Raw genomic sequence first — 16,987 nt, forward strand, 5'->3', positions numbered from 1 at the left:
CCTACCTTCGATTTGTGTTCGAAGGACCAACGGTAGCCCCGCCTCCCGGACCCGCCCGGTGTAGGCCTCTAACCGGCCAACATAGTTGTCGTCAACCGGCCAGGGTAATTGTCGTCAACCAGCCAGCTCTTCATTTACGTATCGGTTGGCTTGAATGCCAGCCTTGTGTCTATCAAACCGCACGTCCGGGTCTAGACCGGTCATGCCAACGTAAACGCACGGCTTTCCTGGCTGGTAATCTGGGTTCGAGCGCATGAACCGGCCTTGAGCAGCACGTCGTGGGACAATTCAATAACATAGACGTGGTGATGCATGCGCCGAGCTATGTTTGATACGGCCAGTGGTTCAGGCAAGCAGCGAGCGTTGGTCGGGAGACTCTGCGCCAGCAAGTAGCCGCTCTGCCGGGTACTGACGCACAATTTTCATGCTCTGCTGCGGAGTAGCCTTGAGCCAATGGTCATAACTGTCCGGTGGCAAGATCACCACCATCCGCTTTTGGTCCACAGGTTTGTAAAATTAGCACATCAGATCATGGCGATCCGCGTTGATGGTCAGCACTTCCGGCATAGATCCACATAAGGCGTGGCGACTGGAGATAAGGTGCTGGTCACAAATCAGAATCGAATGAAGTGTTTACTAACAAAAATTGTTGGTTATGGCATGCAGACCCCTGGTTAGTGCTCTGCCATGCTGATGGCGCGTGGTCATCCGACCGACGGGCTGGACGCTCATCAACTACCTTTTGCCAGCAGCAGCCGGTTTGACTGATTGCCGGCAGCTATGCTGGCCGCGTGGCTGGTGTTTTCGGTCCTGTTTCCGCAAAAGTCTGCCCAGGTCGCCATCATTTCCCGCCGTTTCTCCAGAGCATCTCCGCGTCGGTAGGCCGCTTCCACTTTGTTATCTAGTGCGTGGGCCAAGGCCTGTTCTGCCAGATCACGCGGATAATTGGTACGCTCTCTCGCCCAGTCACGGAAAGTAGAACGGAATCCATGAGGCACGGCGTCAACCTCCATGCGCCGCATGACGGCGGTCATTGCCATGTCTGAAAGCTGGCCTCCACGTAGTGCAGGAAACACCAGCCCAATCTCATCTTGATGTGGACGCGTGCGGAGGATTTGAATCGCCGATTCAGTCAATGGGACCCGGTGCTCTTTGCCGGACTTCATTCTTTCAGATGGAACAGTCCACACGCCGGCCTTCAGGTCAACCTCTTCCCAAGAGGCACCTCGCACTTCTCCACTGCGGGATGCTGTCAAGATAGTGAACTCCAACGCCCTGGCTGCAGTACCTTCACGTTTACGCAGGTCGACCATAAATGCGTTCATGCTATCGATTGGCAGTGCACGGTGGTGCTCTACTTTTTTTACCTTGCTAGGAGCTGGGAGCAGCATGTCCAGGTGGCCTTTCCAGCGGGCGGAATTTTCTCCGGAGCGATATTTGCGTACTGTTGCCCAGTCTAAAACGCTCTCGATCCGCCCACGAAGCCGGGAGGCGGTCTCGTTCTTGGTTTTCCAGATGGGCTCCAGGGCAGACAGTACGTGCTCCTGTGCGACGTCCTTCACCAATAGGTTGCCCATGACGGGAAATGCGTAGGTCTCCAGAGTCGCGGCCCACTGGGCCCTGTGTTTGGGATTTCTCCACGTGTCACCATGGGCGGCGATGTAGCCTTCTGATGCTTGCCGAAAGGTCTTTTCTGTGGCCTGCTGTGCTTGAAGTTGGCTGGTCGCTGCTTTGCGTTGGACTATGGGGTCGATTCCTTGAGCAATCTCATCCTTGGCCTTTCTCGCTTTTTCCCTGGCTTGTGCCAAGGTGACATCGGGGAATCCGCCTAAGCCCATATGGCGGCGCTTATTGCCCACCATCGTGCGCAGCACCCAAGCCCGGGCACCTGAGTCATTGACGTATAGGTACAGGCCCGATACACCACCAACAGCGTGGTGACCAGGCGCGGTAAGTCTGTTTACTTCAAGTGCTGTGAGGTCTTTTGCTTTACGGGCCACGAGCGTTCATCCATTTTTTGTTCTACCATCCTTTCTACCATAAATTTTAGGATTGGGTGCACTTTGATGGGACGACTTAGGAATGTAATTTGGCACTCTTCATTGCAGAAATTTACGTTTTTGGATTTCTTAGGACGCTTTAGGAACGCCCTGAGGCAGACGCCTCTTCCGCCAAAATTAGTCGGGCAATTCTCCAAAGCTCGACAGGTTTTTTTGACCCTCAAGGTTCTTAAGACCCGTAAAAAAGCCACCTCGCGGTGGCTTTTTTGTTGCTGCTAAACGCTTTAGTTCAGTGCAGATTTCTTGCCATCCTTGTATACGTACAAGGTGATGGCCGGGTTTTTCAACTCGCCATTAGGTTCGAAGGCGATAGTGGTCGTCACGCCTTTGAAGTTGCTCTTGATCAACTCGGGGGTATAAACTTTTGGATCGGTCGAATTGGCACGCTTCATGGCGTCTACCAAAACGAAGGTAGCGTCGTAGGTGTACGGGCTGTAGATCTGGAACTGACTAGGGTACTTGGCGTCGTAACGCTTTTTCCAGGCTTCGCCGCCAGGCATTTTGGCCAGAGACGAACCGCCTTCGGCGCAAACCACATTGCCCAGAGTCTTGGCGCCAGCCGCAAGCTTGGCTATTTCGGCCGTGCAGATGCCGTCACCACCGAAGTATTTGACGTTGCTCATGCCCAACTGTTCCATCTGGCGCAACATCGGGCCACCTTGGGCATCCATGCCGCCGAAGAAAACCGCATCAGGATTTTTGGACTTAACAGCCGTCAAAATGGCCATGAAATCGGTGGCTTTGTCGGTGGTGAATTGCTCGTCAACCACGGTCATGCCCTTTGCCAATGCCGTCTTTTTGAAAACTTCAGCGACACCCTGCCCGTAAGCAGTGCGGTCATCGATGATGGCAACTTTTTTCAGTTTCAACGCGTCGGCCGCATAGAAGGCCAAGCCCGCGCCCAACGCGAGGTCGTTGGCAATAATTCGGTAAGTTGTCTTATAGCCTGGCTTGGTTAGACTAGGGTTTGTAGCGGCGCCAGTGATGTGGGGAATGCCGCAATCGTTATAAACCTTGGAAGCCGGAATTGTTGTGCCGGAATTCAGGTGTCCGACCACACCAGCAACTTTGGAGTCGCACAGTTTTTGTGCAACAGCCGTGCCTTGTTTTGGGTCAGCGGCGTCGTCTTCAGCAACCAATTCAAACTTGATTTTTTTCCCGCCGATGACCACGTTCTGCGCGTTCAAGTCCTCAATCGCCATGCGCACGCCGTTTTCATTGTCTTTGCCATAGTGGGCCTGAGAGCCGGACATCGGTGCCACGTGACCAATTTTTACCACTGTATCTTGTGCGGAAGCCATGCCCGCCACCATAGCGATGGCCGCCACCACTGTCAGTTTTAACTTCATTTGCATAAAACACTCCGATTAAGAAATTACCAATAAGGTTGAGAACAACTTTCTACTCAACGGGGCAGAAGATAACGCAATTTCCAAGCCCGCACCATAGCAACGCCCCTAGATTAATGTCGATAAGGGGGTTTACCCGGTGATTGGCTTATCTTTTTTGAATTTGGAGTTCGACGAATGCAAGTTCCGGATCAAATGGCTTGATCCAAATCAGGTCGCGACGAGTCAAGAGCGGGTCGTTGTTGGCGCTATCTCTTGTTCAAACGCCTGCCTCACGGACTGACGAACAACCTTTTCAATCTCTTCGCGAAGTCGGAGCGCCAAGCTTTGGGTGTGTTCAAGGAGCATCTGCCCGACAGCTTCTCGCAAACGCCGTTCCAGTATCAGGTCTAACCGCTGCAGAACACGCTGAACCATTTCTGCCTCCAGTTCGGCAAGCAGTGCCGAAACCTTCATTGCCTCCTCGTTCAAAGACCGGGCTTCAACGGTCGCCAGCGAGGGATGGACGATTTCGGTCAACGTAGGAACGAAACGTGGTGGGACGGATGAAGGACTCATGCGCCCTCCCCGGCTGACGTCAGGTCATATCGTTTCATGGCGTAACCTCTCTCGGTGTAGTACTTCCAGCGGCTGCGCGCGGCAAGGCGGTCATCACCGGCCAGTGTGACCACTTCGATAACACGTTCAAAACGTTCAAATCCGTCAGGAGTGACTTGCCCTAAATTAACAAGGACAGCGTGGTGCGGAACGGCCACAAGCGACTCTGCAAGCAACACTTGCGTACCGGCCAGACTATTTTCTGAGACACTGATTCGGCAATGCGGCAGAAAATCTGTGGGAGAAAAACTCCACAGCAATTCATCAAGCTCCGCCAGCACCTCGGGCTCCGCCGTTACCACTACGTGAGCGCCACTGAGGTAGACCTTGCGCAACAGGCGACAGCCGTACACCAGCTTGGCGGCCACATTGAAATGAAACGCGATTTCGGTCATGCCCGGGTTTTGGTAGCAGCCTTTGATTTTAGCAGTTTGGCTTTGGCCGGGGCTTTACCGGGTACGGCCGAAGGTATCTGGCTAAGCAAGTAATCCAGCAACAATGCAACCGGCCGGCCAGTTGCACCTTTGGCCGTTCCGCCCTTCCACGCCGTGCCGGCTATATCGAGATGAGCCCATGGAAAGCGGCTGGCAAAGCGCTGCAGAAACTTGGCTGCAGTCACAGCACCCGCAGCCCGGCCTGCAATATTGGCTACATCGGCAAAATTCGTCTTCAGCCCTTCTGCATATTCTTCATCCAGCGGCATCCTCCAGCACAAATCCAGCGACGACTCACCGGCCGCCTGAAGCGCCACTGCCAACTGCTCGTCCGTCGAAAAAAGGGCGCTGCGCACCCCGCCCAGCGCGACCACACAGGCGCCTGTCAAGGTAGCGATATCGACCACCGCCTTCGGCTTGAATCGCTCTGCGTAAGTGAGCGCGTCACACAACACCAGCCGCCCTTCTGCATCGGTGTTCAGAATTTCGATGGTTTGCCCGCTCATGCTGGTGACCACATCGCCTGGTTTCACGGCTCGGCCATCCGGCATATTTTCAGAGGCGGGAATCAATCCCACCACGTTCAGCGCGGGTTGCAACTCAGCCAGCGCCCGAAAGATTCCCAGAACGCTTGCCGCACCACACATGTCAAACTTCATCTCGTCCATTTCGCTGCCCGGCTTAAGGGAAATACCGCCGGTGTCGAACGTAATGCCTTTGCCAATAAGTACCACTGGCGCCATTGCTTTAGCGGCACCGTTATAGCGCAGGATAATAAACCGCAGCGGCTCTGCGGAGCCTTGGGCCACGGCCATGAACGAGCCCATGCCCAGTTTGGCAACTTCTTTCGGTCCCAGAATTTCGACCTCAATATTGCGCGACTCAGCCAGTTCCCTAGCCGCGCCTGCAAGCAAAGTGGGAGTTGCGTAATTGGCCGGCCGATTGGCCCATTCCTTGGCGATTGCAAGACCTTTGACGAGCGCTATTCCCTTGTCAAACCCTGCCCTCGCAGTCGCGGCGTCGCTCACCCCGACCACTACACGCTGCAGTTTGGCCGGAGTGGCTTTGGATTTGGATTTGGTGGTGTTGTAGCTGTAGACGGCTTCGCTGCAGGCCACCACAGCAGCCCGCACGGCATCGGGCTGAAGGTTATTCAGGGTGCTAAGGCAAAGTATTGCGCGCTGGGCGTTACTCGTCTTCAGGGCTCCGAACGCTGCATTGACAGCGGTTCGGATATTTTTGGGGCTCCCGTCTCCCGCCCCCACCAACACGATTCGTATTGCTGCAATTCCTGGCGTGCGGTAAGCGCTGAGCAGCCTGCCTGCCTTTATTTCAAGGTCACCAGATTTGATGGCCAGCGCAGATAGCGCAGACAGGGGGTCGTCATCCGAGTTCAAGTCTTGGGGTATGAGCACAATGAGGGCATCACATTTCTCGTTGCAAATACGGGCACGGGTCAGTGTTTTAAGTTCAAAGTCCATAATTCAAGGTTAAGCAAATAAGCAAAGCAAAGTAAATAGTTCATCAATGTTATTCCAATCCTCGATTCGTAAAGAGTTGGCACGCAGTTTCGGGGCAACCCTGGTGGTGCTGATCACCATCGTCATGACCATTGTGCTGATCCGCACGCTGGGTCAAGCCTCGCGCGGCTTTATCAATCCGCAGGATGTCATGCTGTTCATGGCTTACTCCGCCTTAGGCCGCCTGCCGACCATCCTCACGCTCTCGCTTTTCATCGCCATGGTCAGCACTTTGTCGCGTATGTACCGTGATAGCGAAATGGTGGTCTGGTTCGCTAGCGGCCGGGGCCTCGCAGGTTTCCTGGGCCCGCTGTTTCGCTTTGCCTGGCCGGTTTTGCTGGTGATCACCCTGATGGCTCTTTTTGTCTGGCCCTGGAGCAATCAACAGACCAAGGACATGCAGAGTCGCTATGAGCAACGCGGCGACCTCGACCGCATTGCGCCCGGCCAGTTTCAGGAATCGTCCAGCGGTAATCGAGTTTTTTTTATTGACCGCGATCTGGCCGGCGAGCAAGCCAGCAACAATGTATTCATCGCTGCGACAGAAAAAGGCAAAAGCTCCATCACTACGGCGCGCTCAGGCCGGATAGACACCAGGGACAACGCCCAGTTTTTGATGCTTGAAAACGGTCAACGACTTGAAAACGTCATTGGTCAATCTGCCCTCAAAATCAGCGACTTTGAAGAATACGGATCCAAAACAGGCGACGTGGGAACCGCCAGCGAGAACGCGCCAGAAGCCAAGCTGTTGTCGACGCGCGATCTCATCAAAGCGCCCACGCGAAGCAATATGGGGGAACTGGCATGGCGTTTGGGGCTGGCGTTGGTTGCTTTCAACGTCGTGATACTGGCCGTGGCCCTGGCTAGCGTGAACCCACGTGGAGGGCGCAGCAGCAATCTGATTTTTGTATTGCTGACCTTCGTGGTTTACAACAACCTGGTTAACGTAGGACAAAGCTGGATTTTTTCCGGCGTCATCAGTTTCGGCAACTTACTGCTAGCACTGCATGGCGGCGTATTGTTGTTGGGTCTGGGGTGGCTGGGCAAGCGGCATTTCAATTGGGTGCTCAAACCGATTGCGCGTATACGCCGTCCGCTACCTGCAGCGCGTACGGATGGGGGAAGCCATCCATGAAGACTATACGCCGGCTGATTTACGGTGAGGTGCTTGCCGCCATTGCGCTGGTGACCTTGGGGTTCCTTGCGCTATTCTTATTTTTTGACTTGGTCGATGAGTTGCAGTACCTCGGCAAGAACAACGCCCTCAGCGCGGCTACCGACATTTACCAGATCAAGCATGCACTGCTTTACGTGGCTCTGCTGCTACCCAATCACTTGTACGAATTGATGCCCATCTCGGTCCTGATCGGCACCATTTTTGTCATGGCGCGCCTGGCCCAAAGTTCTGAGTTCACCATTTTACGGACCAGTGGACTGGGCCCCTGGCGTGCGCTAAAGCTGTTACTGGCGTTGGGCGCTGTTTTTGTGGCGTTCAGCTTTGCACTGGGGGACTATGTGGCGCCCGCCAGCGAGCGGGCGGCCCAGTTGCTCAAAGCACGTTATCAAGGAAAAATCACTATAGGACAGACGGGTGCATGGCTGAAAGAAAAACAAGCCTACAACACCTTTGTGGTTAACGTCAAAGCGCTAAACCCCGACAACAAGATGCAAGGCGTGCAGATTTACGAGTTTAACAATCAAGGCCTGATTGTTTCGACCACACAAGCACCGCTGGCCGTCTTTGCCAAGGGCGACGCCTGGCTGCTCCAGCAAGCTACCCGCGTCGAATTTGAAGTCTCCTCAGGCTTGACCCCCGCCGGTAAGGGCAAGGAGAGTGCCAAAGTTAGCCGGTCTACCCTGGAGAGCCTGCGCTGGCCGACGGGGATAGGCGCGGAGATGGTGTCGGTGGCGTTGCTTAAACCAGATCGCATGGCCACCATCGACCTCTTCAACTACGTTCGTCATCTGGATGCCAACGGCCAGACTGCCCAGCGTTATGAAATCGAATTCTGGAAAAAGGTGTTCTATCCGCTCAGCTGCCTTGTCATGGTGATGCTGGCGCTGCCTTTTGCCTACCTCCATTTCCGCTCTGGCGGCATCGCCGGTTATGTCTTTGCCGGCGTCATGATTGGTATCAGTTTCTTCCTGCTCAACAACGTCTTCGGCTACGTCGGCAACTTGCGCAACTGGCAACCCTGGCTGGCGGCCGCCACACCGGGGCTGCTGTACATGGCTGTTTCGCTGGGCGCGTTTGGCTGGCTGGTCCTCAAGCGCTGATCACTGCGCAGACATACTCACTGTTAACACTCGCTTTAAATGAGCCTCATAACATCGCGCTCCCCCAGTATTATTTTGTTCGCCCACGGCTCGCGTGACCCACAGTGGCGTGTGCCGATCGAAGCGGTTGCCGCGAACATCCAGGCCCGCAAACCCGGTACGGCAGTGCGCTGCGCTTACCTGGAGCTTTGCGCTCCTTCGCTGCTAGAGGCCGCTACTGAATTGATAGCTGTTGGCGCCCGTCAGATAAGGATTTTCCCGATTTTCTTTGGTGTTGGCAAGCATGCACGCGAAGACTTGCCCCTGCTTATCGAACAAATACGGACCGCGCACCCCAGCGTCGCAGTTGAACTCTTGCCTGCAGCCGGTGAGTACGCCCAGCTGACTGCGTTGATGGCCGATATCGCCATAGCTTAGTTTTACGTTGGACACGGGCCAGAAAACTGTAGTTCGCACCGCCCACTCTTAGCGCATTATCGGCATAATAAAGAAAACAATTAGCCTGATTTTGATATGAACCTACACCAATTTCGCTTTGTCCAAGAGGCTGTCCGGCGTAACCTGAATCTGACCGAAACAGCCCGGATTTTGCACACCTCGCAGCCTGGCGTTTCCAAAGCCATCATTGAGCTTGAAGAGGAGCTCGGAGTGGAGATTTTTGCCCGCCATGGCAAGCGCCTTAAACGCGTGACCGAGCCCGGCGAGCATGTGCTCAAAAGCATAGAACTCATCATGCGGGAAGTGGGAAATTTGCGGCGCATCGGCGAGCAATTCTCCGCACAGGACAGCGGCACACTTTCCATTGCCACGACCCACACTCAAGCGCGCTACGTCTTGCCACAACCAGTGGCCAAGCTGCGTGAAGCCTTTCCCAAGGTCAATGTCAGCCTGCACCAGGGCTCGCCCGACCAAGTGGCCCGTATGGTGCTGGACGAAGTCGCCGAGATTGGCATTGCCACGGAGTCGCTGACGCAATATGACGATCTAATTACCCTGCCCTGCTACGAATGGCAACACATGCTGGTCATGCCGATAGACCATCCGCTGGCCAAGAATGAACACATCACGCTGGAGGACTTGGCGCAGGAACCGCTGATTACTTACCACCCCTCCTTCACTGGACGCACTAAGGTAGACCAGGCTTTTGCGGCCAAACACCTACAGCCGCGCATTGCCCTGGAAGCAATTGATTCCGACGTCATAAAGACCTACGTACGACTGGGACTGGGTGTGGGAATCGTGGCCGAGATGGCAATCAAGGACGACGGCACCAACAGCGATTTGCTGGCAAGACCTGCAGGGGCGCTTTTTGGCGAGAACATTGCCCGCGTTGCGTTTAAACGCAGCGCTTACCTGCGCAATTTTGTCTATAAATTTGCCGAGTTACTTAGCGACAAGCTAGACCGCACCATGATCACCAAGGCCATGGCCGGCCGACTTCACGACCACGAAACATGAATACGCCAACGGAAAATTCGACCCACGCCAACGCAGCACGCACCCCGCAAGTTAAAAGCAAGCTGCCAGCCGTCGGCACTACCATATTCACCGTCATGTCCACGCTGGCCTCTCAAAAAGGTGCGGTCAATCTGGGCCAGGGCTTTCCGGACTTTGAATGCGACCCGAAACTGGTCAACGCCGTGACAGACGCCATGCGCAAAGGGTTAAATCAGTATCCACCAATGGCAGGCGTGCGCGAGCTGCGCGAGGCTATTGCCGCCAAGCTGGCTAAGCTTCACAACCACGACTTTAACGCCGACAACGAAATCACCGTCACGGCGGGGGCCACGCAGGCCATCATCACAGTCATCCTGGCAGTGGTCCACCCCGGCGATGAAGTGATCGTGCTGGAGCCCTGCTACGACAGCTACGTGCCCAACATCGAGTTGGCCGGTGGCACGGTGGTGCGCGTGCCGCTAACGCCGGGCACTTTCCGGCCCGACTTCGCGAAAATTTCAGCGGCGATTACCCCGAAAACCCGTGCCATCTTGGTCAATTCGCCACACAACCCAAGCGCCACTGTCTGGACCGAGGCCGACATGCGCAGGCTGCAAGACATTCTTGCACCCACCGATGTACTGCTGATCAGCGACGAGGTGTACGAGCACATGGTGTTTGATGCCGCCAAGGGTCAAATCCACCAAAGCGCAGCACGTTTTCCCGGTCTGGCGGCACGCGCCTTCATCGTCAGCAGTTTTGGCAAGACCTACCATGTGACGGGCTGGAAGATAGGCTATGTCGCGGCACCCGCCGCGCTCACCACCGAGTTCCGCAAGGTGCACCAGTTCAATGTCTTCACGGTCAACACGCCGGTGCAGTATGGCTTGGCCGACTACATGAAAGATGACCGGCCTTACCTGGAATTGCCAGCCTTCTACCAGCGCAAGCGCGATTTGTTTCGCAGCGGCCTGGCAGCCACCCGTTTCAAACTGCTCCCCAGCGAAGGCAGCTATTTTCAGTGCGTGGATATTTCGCAAGTTAGCGACCTCAATGAGGCCGACTTTTGCAAATGGTTGACCACCGAAATCGGCGTGGCGGCGATCCCGCTGTCGGCGTTTTATGGCAACGGGTTCGATCAGCGCGTAGTGCGTTTTTGCTTTGCCAAAAAGGACGAAACCCTACACGCTGCGTTGAGACGCCTCGCCAAATTGTAGGCGGCTCCTGACGCGGGAACGCGCCTCCCTCCTGTTGGATTCTTCTACACAAAAGTAAAGAATTATTACTTATAACAAGGAGTTTCTCTATGTCCATCTCGCTCATCCTGCTGATCATTCTGATTCTTATTCTGGTGGGTGCCCTGCCAACTTGGGGTCACAGCCGTAGTTGGGGTTACGGTCCCAGCGGCGGTATTGGCTTGGTGGTACTCATTTTGGTCATATTGCTTTTGATGGGCCGCATCTAGTAAGTGTGTCGTGATTTGTTCGGCATTCGGGCGGCCGTTGGCACAAGCCTTCTGGTACCGGCTGCCGGTGGGCGTGGTGGGTTCTGACAGCGTTTGCGCGTGTTGCTTAAGCCCAGCGCCTGAGCTCGGCATGTTGCAGAAAAAATGAGTGGTTGATTTGTCGTCATGAGGGTTGAGCACAATTGGGGCTTGCTTGCTGCATGTCACCATTCAGGAGAATGATTATCAAATACCCTACTTCACCCTGGGCGATTCGCACTCAGGAGTTGGCATCGGCCTCACATTTTCCAACTTCAACTCCCTTCCCTGCGAGCATCACGCCCGTTGTTGAAGTTAGCTTTGGCCATCGCGACTTCGGTCATAGCGAGCGCTTGACGCGGTGACGACGGTACTTCGCAAACCGGGGCATCAAACATGCCATTGGTCGCTCAACGCGTGGAAATTTTCCGCTTCGATACCTTTGGCGACGAAACCCAGTGGACCGATACCCTTCGCCTGCATGAAGTAATCAGCAAGCCGGTCTCTCCGGTGGCAGCATTAGCGGTCGGCTTGAAGGTTGATTCGGAAGCTTTGCCGGCCGCGGTCGTCCAGGGTATTCAAAACAAAAGCATAGACCTGACAAGTCCCGCCACCACGATCGCCTTGCTCAAGTTGAATGCGGTGCTCGGCCTAAAGGGGACGGTTGAAACCACTAATGGCACCGACACGCTGACCTGGCCTCGCGTCACTTGTGCGCTGTGCCATTCAACCGTTGATGATTCGTTCTCGAAAGAGACTGGCAAGCGGCTCGATGGCTGGCCGAATCGTGATCTCAACCTGTGCGCCATTGTTGCGCTATCGCCTGCCGTGGACGAACCGAAAAGGGTCGTGTATCTGTCTTAGGGGGCCAGGAAAATATGATCCGCGTTTCAATCTGGATGGCAAGAACGGTCCGCAGGTCATCCCGCCGGCTTACGGCCTGAAAGGCATCAACCGAACGAAATGGCGGATTTGACCGAATATTTGAAATCACTGTAGGCCCGGCGGCCACACCCAACGCGCGCTTGACGGAGATTGCGCGGGGCAAGAGATTAAATTGCAGGACTGGCACGATATCTGCATCTGCATCTATAACTCCGGGTGCACCCTTATCGCATCATCCGTGACGAGTCGATTTGTTTATTTTTCAAACTACATGAAAACCACATTACGCTGGCTTATTGCGCTGTTTGCAATCGTTTGCGCTGCTTTGCCCCTCGCCTATGGGCAGTTACGTCCCGCCGAAATCGAGGCACCACCCAAGAATGAATTCGTGTCCGAGCCGCAGGTAGCTGATGCACAGCCGAAACTGGCCCCAAACAAGTTTTACGATCCGGCCAGTCCCGCCTACTCCCAGCTGCAAAAAAGCCCACAGGCGTTAAAAGGTTTCCCGCGCGACAAAAAAGGCGAAGTCGACTGGATGAAGGCACTATTCAGTGGCGCCATCAAGCCGCGCGCCGACCTGACGGGAAGCAAGCAGATGGAGGTGCTTGATCTGGATATCGTCATGAAAAACACCAAGGAAATGCCTTATGTGAATTTTCCGCACAATTCTCATACGCAGTGGCTTGCATGCAGCAACTGCCACGATAAGATTTTCGTGAAAAAGGCCGGCGCCAACCCCATCGACATGACAAAGATTTTCAAGGGCGAATACTGCGGCACCTGCCATGACCGCGTCGCCTTCTTGACGTTTTTCTCATGCGAGCGCTGCCATAGCATTCCGCATGGAGAAACGAAGGCGTGGTGGTAAGCGGCGCAGACTCTGGTGAGCCCTGAAATATTGCCTCGCTCGTTAGCGTGGCTTGCGTTTGCTCCTAATGCGCGGAATCCTGCAGTCTGTAAGTTTCGTGGCAGTGCGTGCACTTTTTCATGACGGTTCCGATTTGCGCCAGCATCAGCTTAGGATCTTTCTTGGCTTCTGCGTCTCTGGCGATGGCATCAAAATCGCTGTGCACCTCAAATGCGAGGTTGTGAAATTCGACCGAGGCCTTGTTTGGAAACATCAGCTTGATGTCGTACAGGTTGACAGCGCCCATCGTGCGCACGGCGGCGATGGCCGCCTGCATGTCGTCGCGGGCCAGCGCTTCAGTCACCCACTGCAGGCCGACCAAATACTTGCGCATGTTGGTCAGGATGCGCACCCGCTCATTAGGACGGGTCGAGATGCCGCGGCGATTGTCATCATCCGGACTGGTTTGAGCCGTTGGCGGCAGGATTTGCGTGACTGGCGGCAGCGTTTGCGCCAGCGTGAAGTGGGCCGGGAGTACCGCGAGTAAGGATGCAGCTAGAACGAGGCCCTGCTTGATGTGCTTGGTCATGATTGCCTTTCCCGCGAAACCCGTTTGCTAAACGTACACGATTACGGTAGCCAGGGTGGCGTCCTCTGTCAAGCGAATCCCTTGCCAGCAGAGCCGCAAATAGCGTCAAGAAGTAAGCCTTTTTAAAAATTTTAATTGCGGGGTAATTAGCCGGACAGGGCATTGGTAGCGGCCATGGCTGTGCAAATCATCGACCATGGCATTCCTGCAAGCGTTGTGCAGGTATTGAGGTGTCGGCCCGGGTCTATGGACTGTCTTCGCCGGAAACCTGAACCCGACCCGATATGATCTTCCCCATGAGGTCGAAGGGGATCCGCATGAAGTTGGCTTTTACATCCGCCCTGCTACTGGTGCTTGGACACCCCACCCCCTGTCTTGCCCAGACTGCCCCCGCGGATGGCCCAGCGCCAAAGCGCCAGCTGATTGAACAAAAAATACGGCTTCTTGACATGCTCGTCAATTCGCCAGCAGCCAGGAACGCTGCTTCTGGTCGTGATCCTGAGTCGGCCGCATTGATTGAAAAGGGACGGAAAGCGTTCGACGCAGCCCGGCAAGCATTCGCCGACAGTCGGATTGACGAAGCTTCCAGACTGTTGGACGAAGCGCTTAAATCGACGTCCGCAGCATCCAGAAAAATTTCTCCGGACGGAAGCTTGCTTTCCGAGAGCGCCCAACGCAAAAGTCTTGCGGATATGGCGGAGCAGGTGGCTAGTTACCGCGCTTCGGTCGTCGAGTTGACGCGCGACGGCAAGGTCGGCGTTGCGGCGCGACAACTCCTTAGTCAGATTGACACGCTGTTGTCCGAATCGAAACAACTTGCCGATGCCGGCCGACTGGGCGATGCCAACAAGAAAATGGCTTCGGCCTACAAGCTGACGGTCGAGGAAATCACGAAGCTTCGCGCTGGCCAGGAAGTTTTTATGTCGCTCAAGTTCGACACGCCAGCCGATGAATATGTCTACGAGCAGAAGCGCTTCGGCAGCAGCCTGACCATGATCGACATGATGATTGGAGAAGGACGAGCCGAAGGTCAAAAACGCAAGCTCGTGGACAGCTTCGTCACCGAGGGCAACCGGCTCAGGAGCCTCGCCGAAGCCGAGGCAGATTCCCAGCACCACAAGGAAGCGGTGGTGCTGATGGAAAAAGCCAGCGGGCAGCTCAACAAAGCGCTGCAATCGATGGGCATCCCCGTTTTTTGACCAGCCAAAAGGCAATCATGCGCAGACTTTTTACTTTCATACTGGCCTTCGTCCTGACGTCTTTTTCGGGTCTGGCCCTGACGCAAACCGAGGGCGCAGCGTCGGTCAATCTGGCGGGCGAGCAGCGCATGCTGTCGCAACGCATCGCCAACTTGTACATTCAAACCGGACTCAATGTCATGCCCGCGCTCGCCAAGCGTCAACTGGGTTTGGCAACTGAGCGTTTCGAGGGCAACCTTGCGGCGCTGAAGCCCGTGGTGGCGGGCTCGGCCGAAGCCAGACGTGCTTACGAACGCCTGAGTGGCGAGTGGCTGGGCATGAAGAAAGCGGCAGCGGTCGCGATTTCGCGGGACGCGGCAGTCGCGCTCTCGTTGCGGGCCGAAACGACGCTTGCAGCGGCAGAAGACTTGACACGCGTGCTGGAAAACGAGAGCAAGTCAGCCACCAGCCGGCTGGTCAACCTTGCGGGTCGCCAGCGCATGCTGTCGCAGCGGATTGCAAAAAGCTACCTGTTGCGCAGTTGGGGCGTCGACTCTTTGGCGGTACGCCAGGAGCTTGAATCGGCGACCAAAGATTTTTCCGCAGGGCTGATCAAACTTCGTGCAAGCCAGGTCAACAACGCGGAGATCCGGGGCGAGCTCGACGAGGTCGCCCAGCAATGGGAGTGGCTGCAGGCATCAATGTCGGTTGACGGTGCCGGCTACTATCGGCTAATCGTTGCCGAGTCGTCCGATGCGATCCTTGAGTCGAGCGACCGTATTTCCCGGCTCTACGAACTGCAGAGCCGCCGCTGAAGCTAGTGCCCAAACTGGAGACAAGCAGATGACGATTTCCCGCCGCGATTTACTCAAGTCCGCTTCGGCCGCAGCCGGCCTTGCCAGCCTTCCAGCGGGTATGGCTGGCGCCGCGACCTCACCCTCTACCTCACCCCCGCCGTTCGAGTTAAGCACCGGCTTGGTCGAGCAGGAGCTCAAAGCCGGAGCGCCCAAGACTCGCTTGTGGGGCTTCAACGGCAGCGTTCCGGGGCCAGTGCTGCGCTACCGCAAGGGCGACAGGGCCCGCATTCTGGTCAGCAACGGGCTCAGCGTCGACACTGCCGTGCATTGGCATGGCGTGCGTGTTCCCAATCCCATGGACGGTGTTCCCTTTGTCACGCAAGACCCGATCAAGCCCGGTGGCAAGTTGCTTTACGAATACCCCTTGCTCGATTCCGGCACTTTTTGGTACCACCCGCACCAGTCGAGTTTTGAGCAGGTTCCGCGCGGCCTTTACGGCGCCTACATCGTCGCCGAGAGCAAGCCGATCGAGGTCGACCAAGACGTGGTGTGGCTCTTGTCCGACGTCAAGCTAGGCGCCGACGGACAGCAGGTGGAGGACTACGGACGCATTCTAGATCTGGCCAACGAAGGGCGCATCGGCAATCAGGTTCTTGTCAATGGCAAGGCTGCCGGCGCGGCTCAAACGCTGGACGTACGCCGCGGCGAGCGCATCCGCTTGCGCCTCATCAATGCGGCATCGGCGCGGATTTTCAGACTGTCGCTGGCGGGCCACGTCATGACAGCGATCGCCTTTGACGGCCAGGCGGTCCAGCCGCATCCCGTCGAGCAGATCACCCTTGGGCCCGGCATGCGAATTGATCTTGTGATCGATTGCCTGCAAGCAGCCGGGGCGGTTTTTTCCATGACCGATGCCGGCCACCGTGGCGCCGGCGAGATCGCCAGGTTGGCTTACAGCCGCGAGAAATCCCTGCGCGAGAAGCCGATGGCCGCTGCTATCCGCCTGGTGCCCAACCAGATGGCAGAGCCCGATCTGAAGCGCGCGCAAGACCACTACATCGTGTTCCAGGGAGGCATGCGGGGCGCACCCGTCATCGGTACGATTGACGGCAAACCGGCAAAAATCAATGAGATCATGGAAAAGGAAGGCATCACCTGGACTATGAACTACAGCGCCCAGCACGAACATGCCTTGATGCACGAGCCGCTGTTTCATTTCAAGAAGGGCGCGCATATCGCACTGCACATGATCAATGAGACCGATTTCGCGCATCCCATGCATATGCACGGCCACTTTTTCCGCGTCGTCGCAATCAACGGCAAGAAAACGCGCTTTCAAGAGCGGCGCGACACGGTGATGATGGGGCCGCGCGAGAACGTCGACATCGCCTTCGTCGCGGACAACCCGGGCGAGTGGATGTTCCACTGCCACATCCTGGACCATTCTGCCGGTGGAATGATGGGAACGATTGCGGTGCAATGAACCCGCTTTCTTGAGCTGGCCGCAGCACCAATCTCACTGGAAAAAGCAGGC

17 protein-coding genes and 1 pseudogene are annotated in these 16,987 nt (G+C 55.9%); 11 read left to right on the forward strand and 7 right to left on the reverse strand.

Annotation, left to right across the window (positions count from 1 at the left end; translation table 11 throughout):
* Nucleotides 1-129: 129 nt before the first annotated feature.
* The 6 genes and pseudogenes from HHJ18_RS00610 to HHJ18_RS00635 all read right to left on the reverse strand — a co-directional run.
* Nucleotides 130-326, reverse strand: a pseudogene (locus HHJ18_RS00610) (hypothetical protein); the annotation flags it as partial.
* Nucleotides 327-731: 405 nt separating this feature from the next.
* Nucleotides 732-2,000: a site-specific integrase gene (locus HHJ18_RS00615; protein WP_296910482.1), complete on the reverse strand. Its 1,269-nt coding sequence runs from the start codon at nucleotides 1,998-2,000 to the stop codon at nucleotides 732-734.
* Between the two features lie 284 nt (nucleotides 2,001-2,284).
* Complete coding sequence (locus HHJ18_RS00620; RefSeq protein ID WP_296910485.1) at nucleotides 2,285-3,415, reverse strand: branched-chain amino acid ABC transporter substrate-binding protein; 1,131 nt, start codon at nucleotides 3,413-3,415, stop codon at nucleotides 2,285-2,287.
* 219 nt (nucleotides 3,416-3,634) lie between these two features.
* On the reverse strand, nucleotides 3,635-3,967 hold the full coding sequence (locus HHJ18_RS00625) for a hypothetical protein (protein WP_296910487.1): 333 nt from the start codon (nucleotides 3,965-3,967) through the stop codon (nucleotides 3,635-3,637).
* On the reverse strand, nucleotides 3,964-4,401 hold the full coding sequence (locus HHJ18_RS00630; protein ID WP_296910489.1) for a DNA polymerase III subunit chi: 438 nt from the start codon (nucleotides 4,399-4,401) through the stop codon (nucleotides 3,964-3,966). The genes HHJ18_RS00625 and HHJ18_RS00630 overlap by 4 nt, the downstream gene beginning before the upstream one ends.
* The gene (locus HHJ18_RS00635) at nucleotides 4,398-5,921 is read right to left on the reverse strand and encodes a leucyl aminopeptidase (protein ID WP_296910491.1); all 1,524 of its coding nucleotides are present in this window, start codon (nucleotides 5,919-5,921) and stop codon (nucleotides 4,398-4,400) included. Before HHJ18_RS00635 ends, HHJ18_RS00630 begins: the two co-directional genes overlap by 4 nt.
* A gap of 46 nt (nucleotides 5,922-5,967) precedes the next feature.
* Between HHJ18_RS00635 and lptF the strand changes: the two genes are divergently transcribed.
* From lptF to HHJ18_RS00675, 8 genes are all read left to right on the forward strand, one after another.
* A complete protein-coding gene (lptF, locus tag HHJ18_RS00640; RefSeq protein WP_296910494.1) occupies nucleotides 5,968-7,095 on the forward strand; it encodes an LPS export ABC transporter permease LptF in 1,128 nt (375 codons plus the stop codon).
* The gene (gene lptG / locus HHJ18_RS00645) at nucleotides 7,092-8,237 is read left to right on the forward strand and encodes an LPS export ABC transporter permease LptG (protein ID WP_296910496.1); all 1,146 of its coding nucleotides are present in this window, start codon (nucleotides 7,092-7,094) and stop codon (nucleotides 8,235-8,237) included. Before lptF ends, lptG begins: the two co-directional genes overlap by 4 nt.
* A gap of 39 nt (nucleotides 8,238-8,276) precedes the next feature.
* Nucleotides 8,277-8,654, forward strand: coding sequence for a CbiX/SirB N-terminal domain-containing protein (locus HHJ18_RS00650; RefSeq protein WP_296910498.1), 378 nt, complete (start codon nucleotides 8,277-8,279; stop codon nucleotides 8,652-8,654).
* A gap of 96 nt (nucleotides 8,655-8,750) precedes the next feature.
* A complete protein-coding gene (locus HHJ18_RS00655; protein WP_296910500.1) occupies nucleotides 8,751-9,695 on the forward strand; it encodes a CysB family HTH-type transcriptional regulator in 945 nt (314 codons plus the stop codon).
* A complete protein-coding gene (locus HHJ18_RS00660; RefSeq protein ID WP_296910503.1) occupies nucleotides 9,692-10,891 on the forward strand; it encodes a pyridoxal phosphate-dependent aminotransferase in 1,200 nt (399 codons plus the stop codon). The genes HHJ18_RS00655 and HHJ18_RS00660 overlap by 4 nt, the downstream gene beginning before the upstream one ends.
* Nucleotides 10,892-10,980: 89 nt before the next feature.
* Nucleotides 10,981-11,139: a DUF3309 family protein gene (locus HHJ18_RS00665; RefSeq protein ID WP_296910505.1), complete on the forward strand. Its 159-nt coding sequence runs from the start codon at nucleotides 10,981-10,983 to the stop codon at nucleotides 11,137-11,139.
* A gap of 414 nt (nucleotides 11,140-11,553) precedes the next feature.
* Nucleotides 11,554-12,021, forward strand: a complete 468-nt coding sequence (locus tag HHJ18_RS00670; RefSeq protein WP_296910507.1) for a hypothetical protein — start codon at nucleotides 11,554-11,556, stop codon at nucleotides 12,019-12,021.
* A 259-nt stretch (nucleotides 12,022-12,280) separates the two neighbouring features.
* Nucleotides 12,281-12,910: a c(7)-type cytochrome triheme domain-containing protein gene (locus HHJ18_RS00675; RefSeq protein ID WP_296910509.1), complete on the forward strand. Its 630-nt coding sequence runs from the start codon at nucleotides 12,281-12,283 to the stop codon at nucleotides 12,908-12,910.
* A 64-nt stretch (nucleotides 12,911-12,974) separates the two neighbouring features.
* On the opposite strand, the gene HHJ18_RS00680 is transcribed toward HHJ18_RS00675, so the two are convergent.
* Entirely contained in the window at nucleotides 12,975-13,478 is a 504-nt protein-coding gene (locus HHJ18_RS00680) for a hypothetical protein (RefSeq protein WP_296910511.1), read from the reverse strand.
* Nucleotides 13,479-13,795: 317 nt separating this feature from the next.
* On the opposite strand from HHJ18_RS00680, the gene HHJ18_RS00685 reads away from it, so the two are divergent.
* The 3 genes from HHJ18_RS00685 to HHJ18_RS00695 are packed head-to-tail and all read left to right on the forward strand — an operon-like array spanning nucleotide 13,796 to nucleotide 16,936.
* Entirely contained in the window at nucleotides 13,796-14,677 is an 882-nt protein-coding gene (locus tag HHJ18_RS00685; RefSeq protein WP_296910512.1) for a hypothetical protein, read from the forward strand.
* Between the two features lie 17 nt (nucleotides 14,678-14,694).
* Nucleotides 14,695-15,471 (forward strand): type IV pili methyl-accepting chemotaxis transducer N-terminal domain-containing protein, encoded by a 777-nt coding sequence (locus HHJ18_RS00690; RefSeq protein ID WP_296910514.1) that lies wholly within the window; start codon nucleotides 14,695-14,697, stop codon nucleotides 15,469-15,471.
* Between the two features lie 28 nt (nucleotides 15,472-15,499).
* Nucleotides 15,500-16,936, forward strand: a complete 1,437-nt coding sequence (locus HHJ18_RS00695) for a multicopper oxidase family protein (RefSeq protein ID WP_296910516.1) — start codon at nucleotides 15,500-15,502, stop codon at nucleotides 16,934-16,936.
* The last annotated feature ends 51 nt before the right edge of the window (nucleotides 16,937-16,987 follow it).

Origin of the sequence: Polaromonas sp., from assembly GCF_012927455.1 — a bacterium.
Classification (GTDB): domain Bacteria; phylum Pseudomonadota; class Gammaproteobacteria; order Burkholderiales; family Burkholderiaceae_C; genus Polaromonas.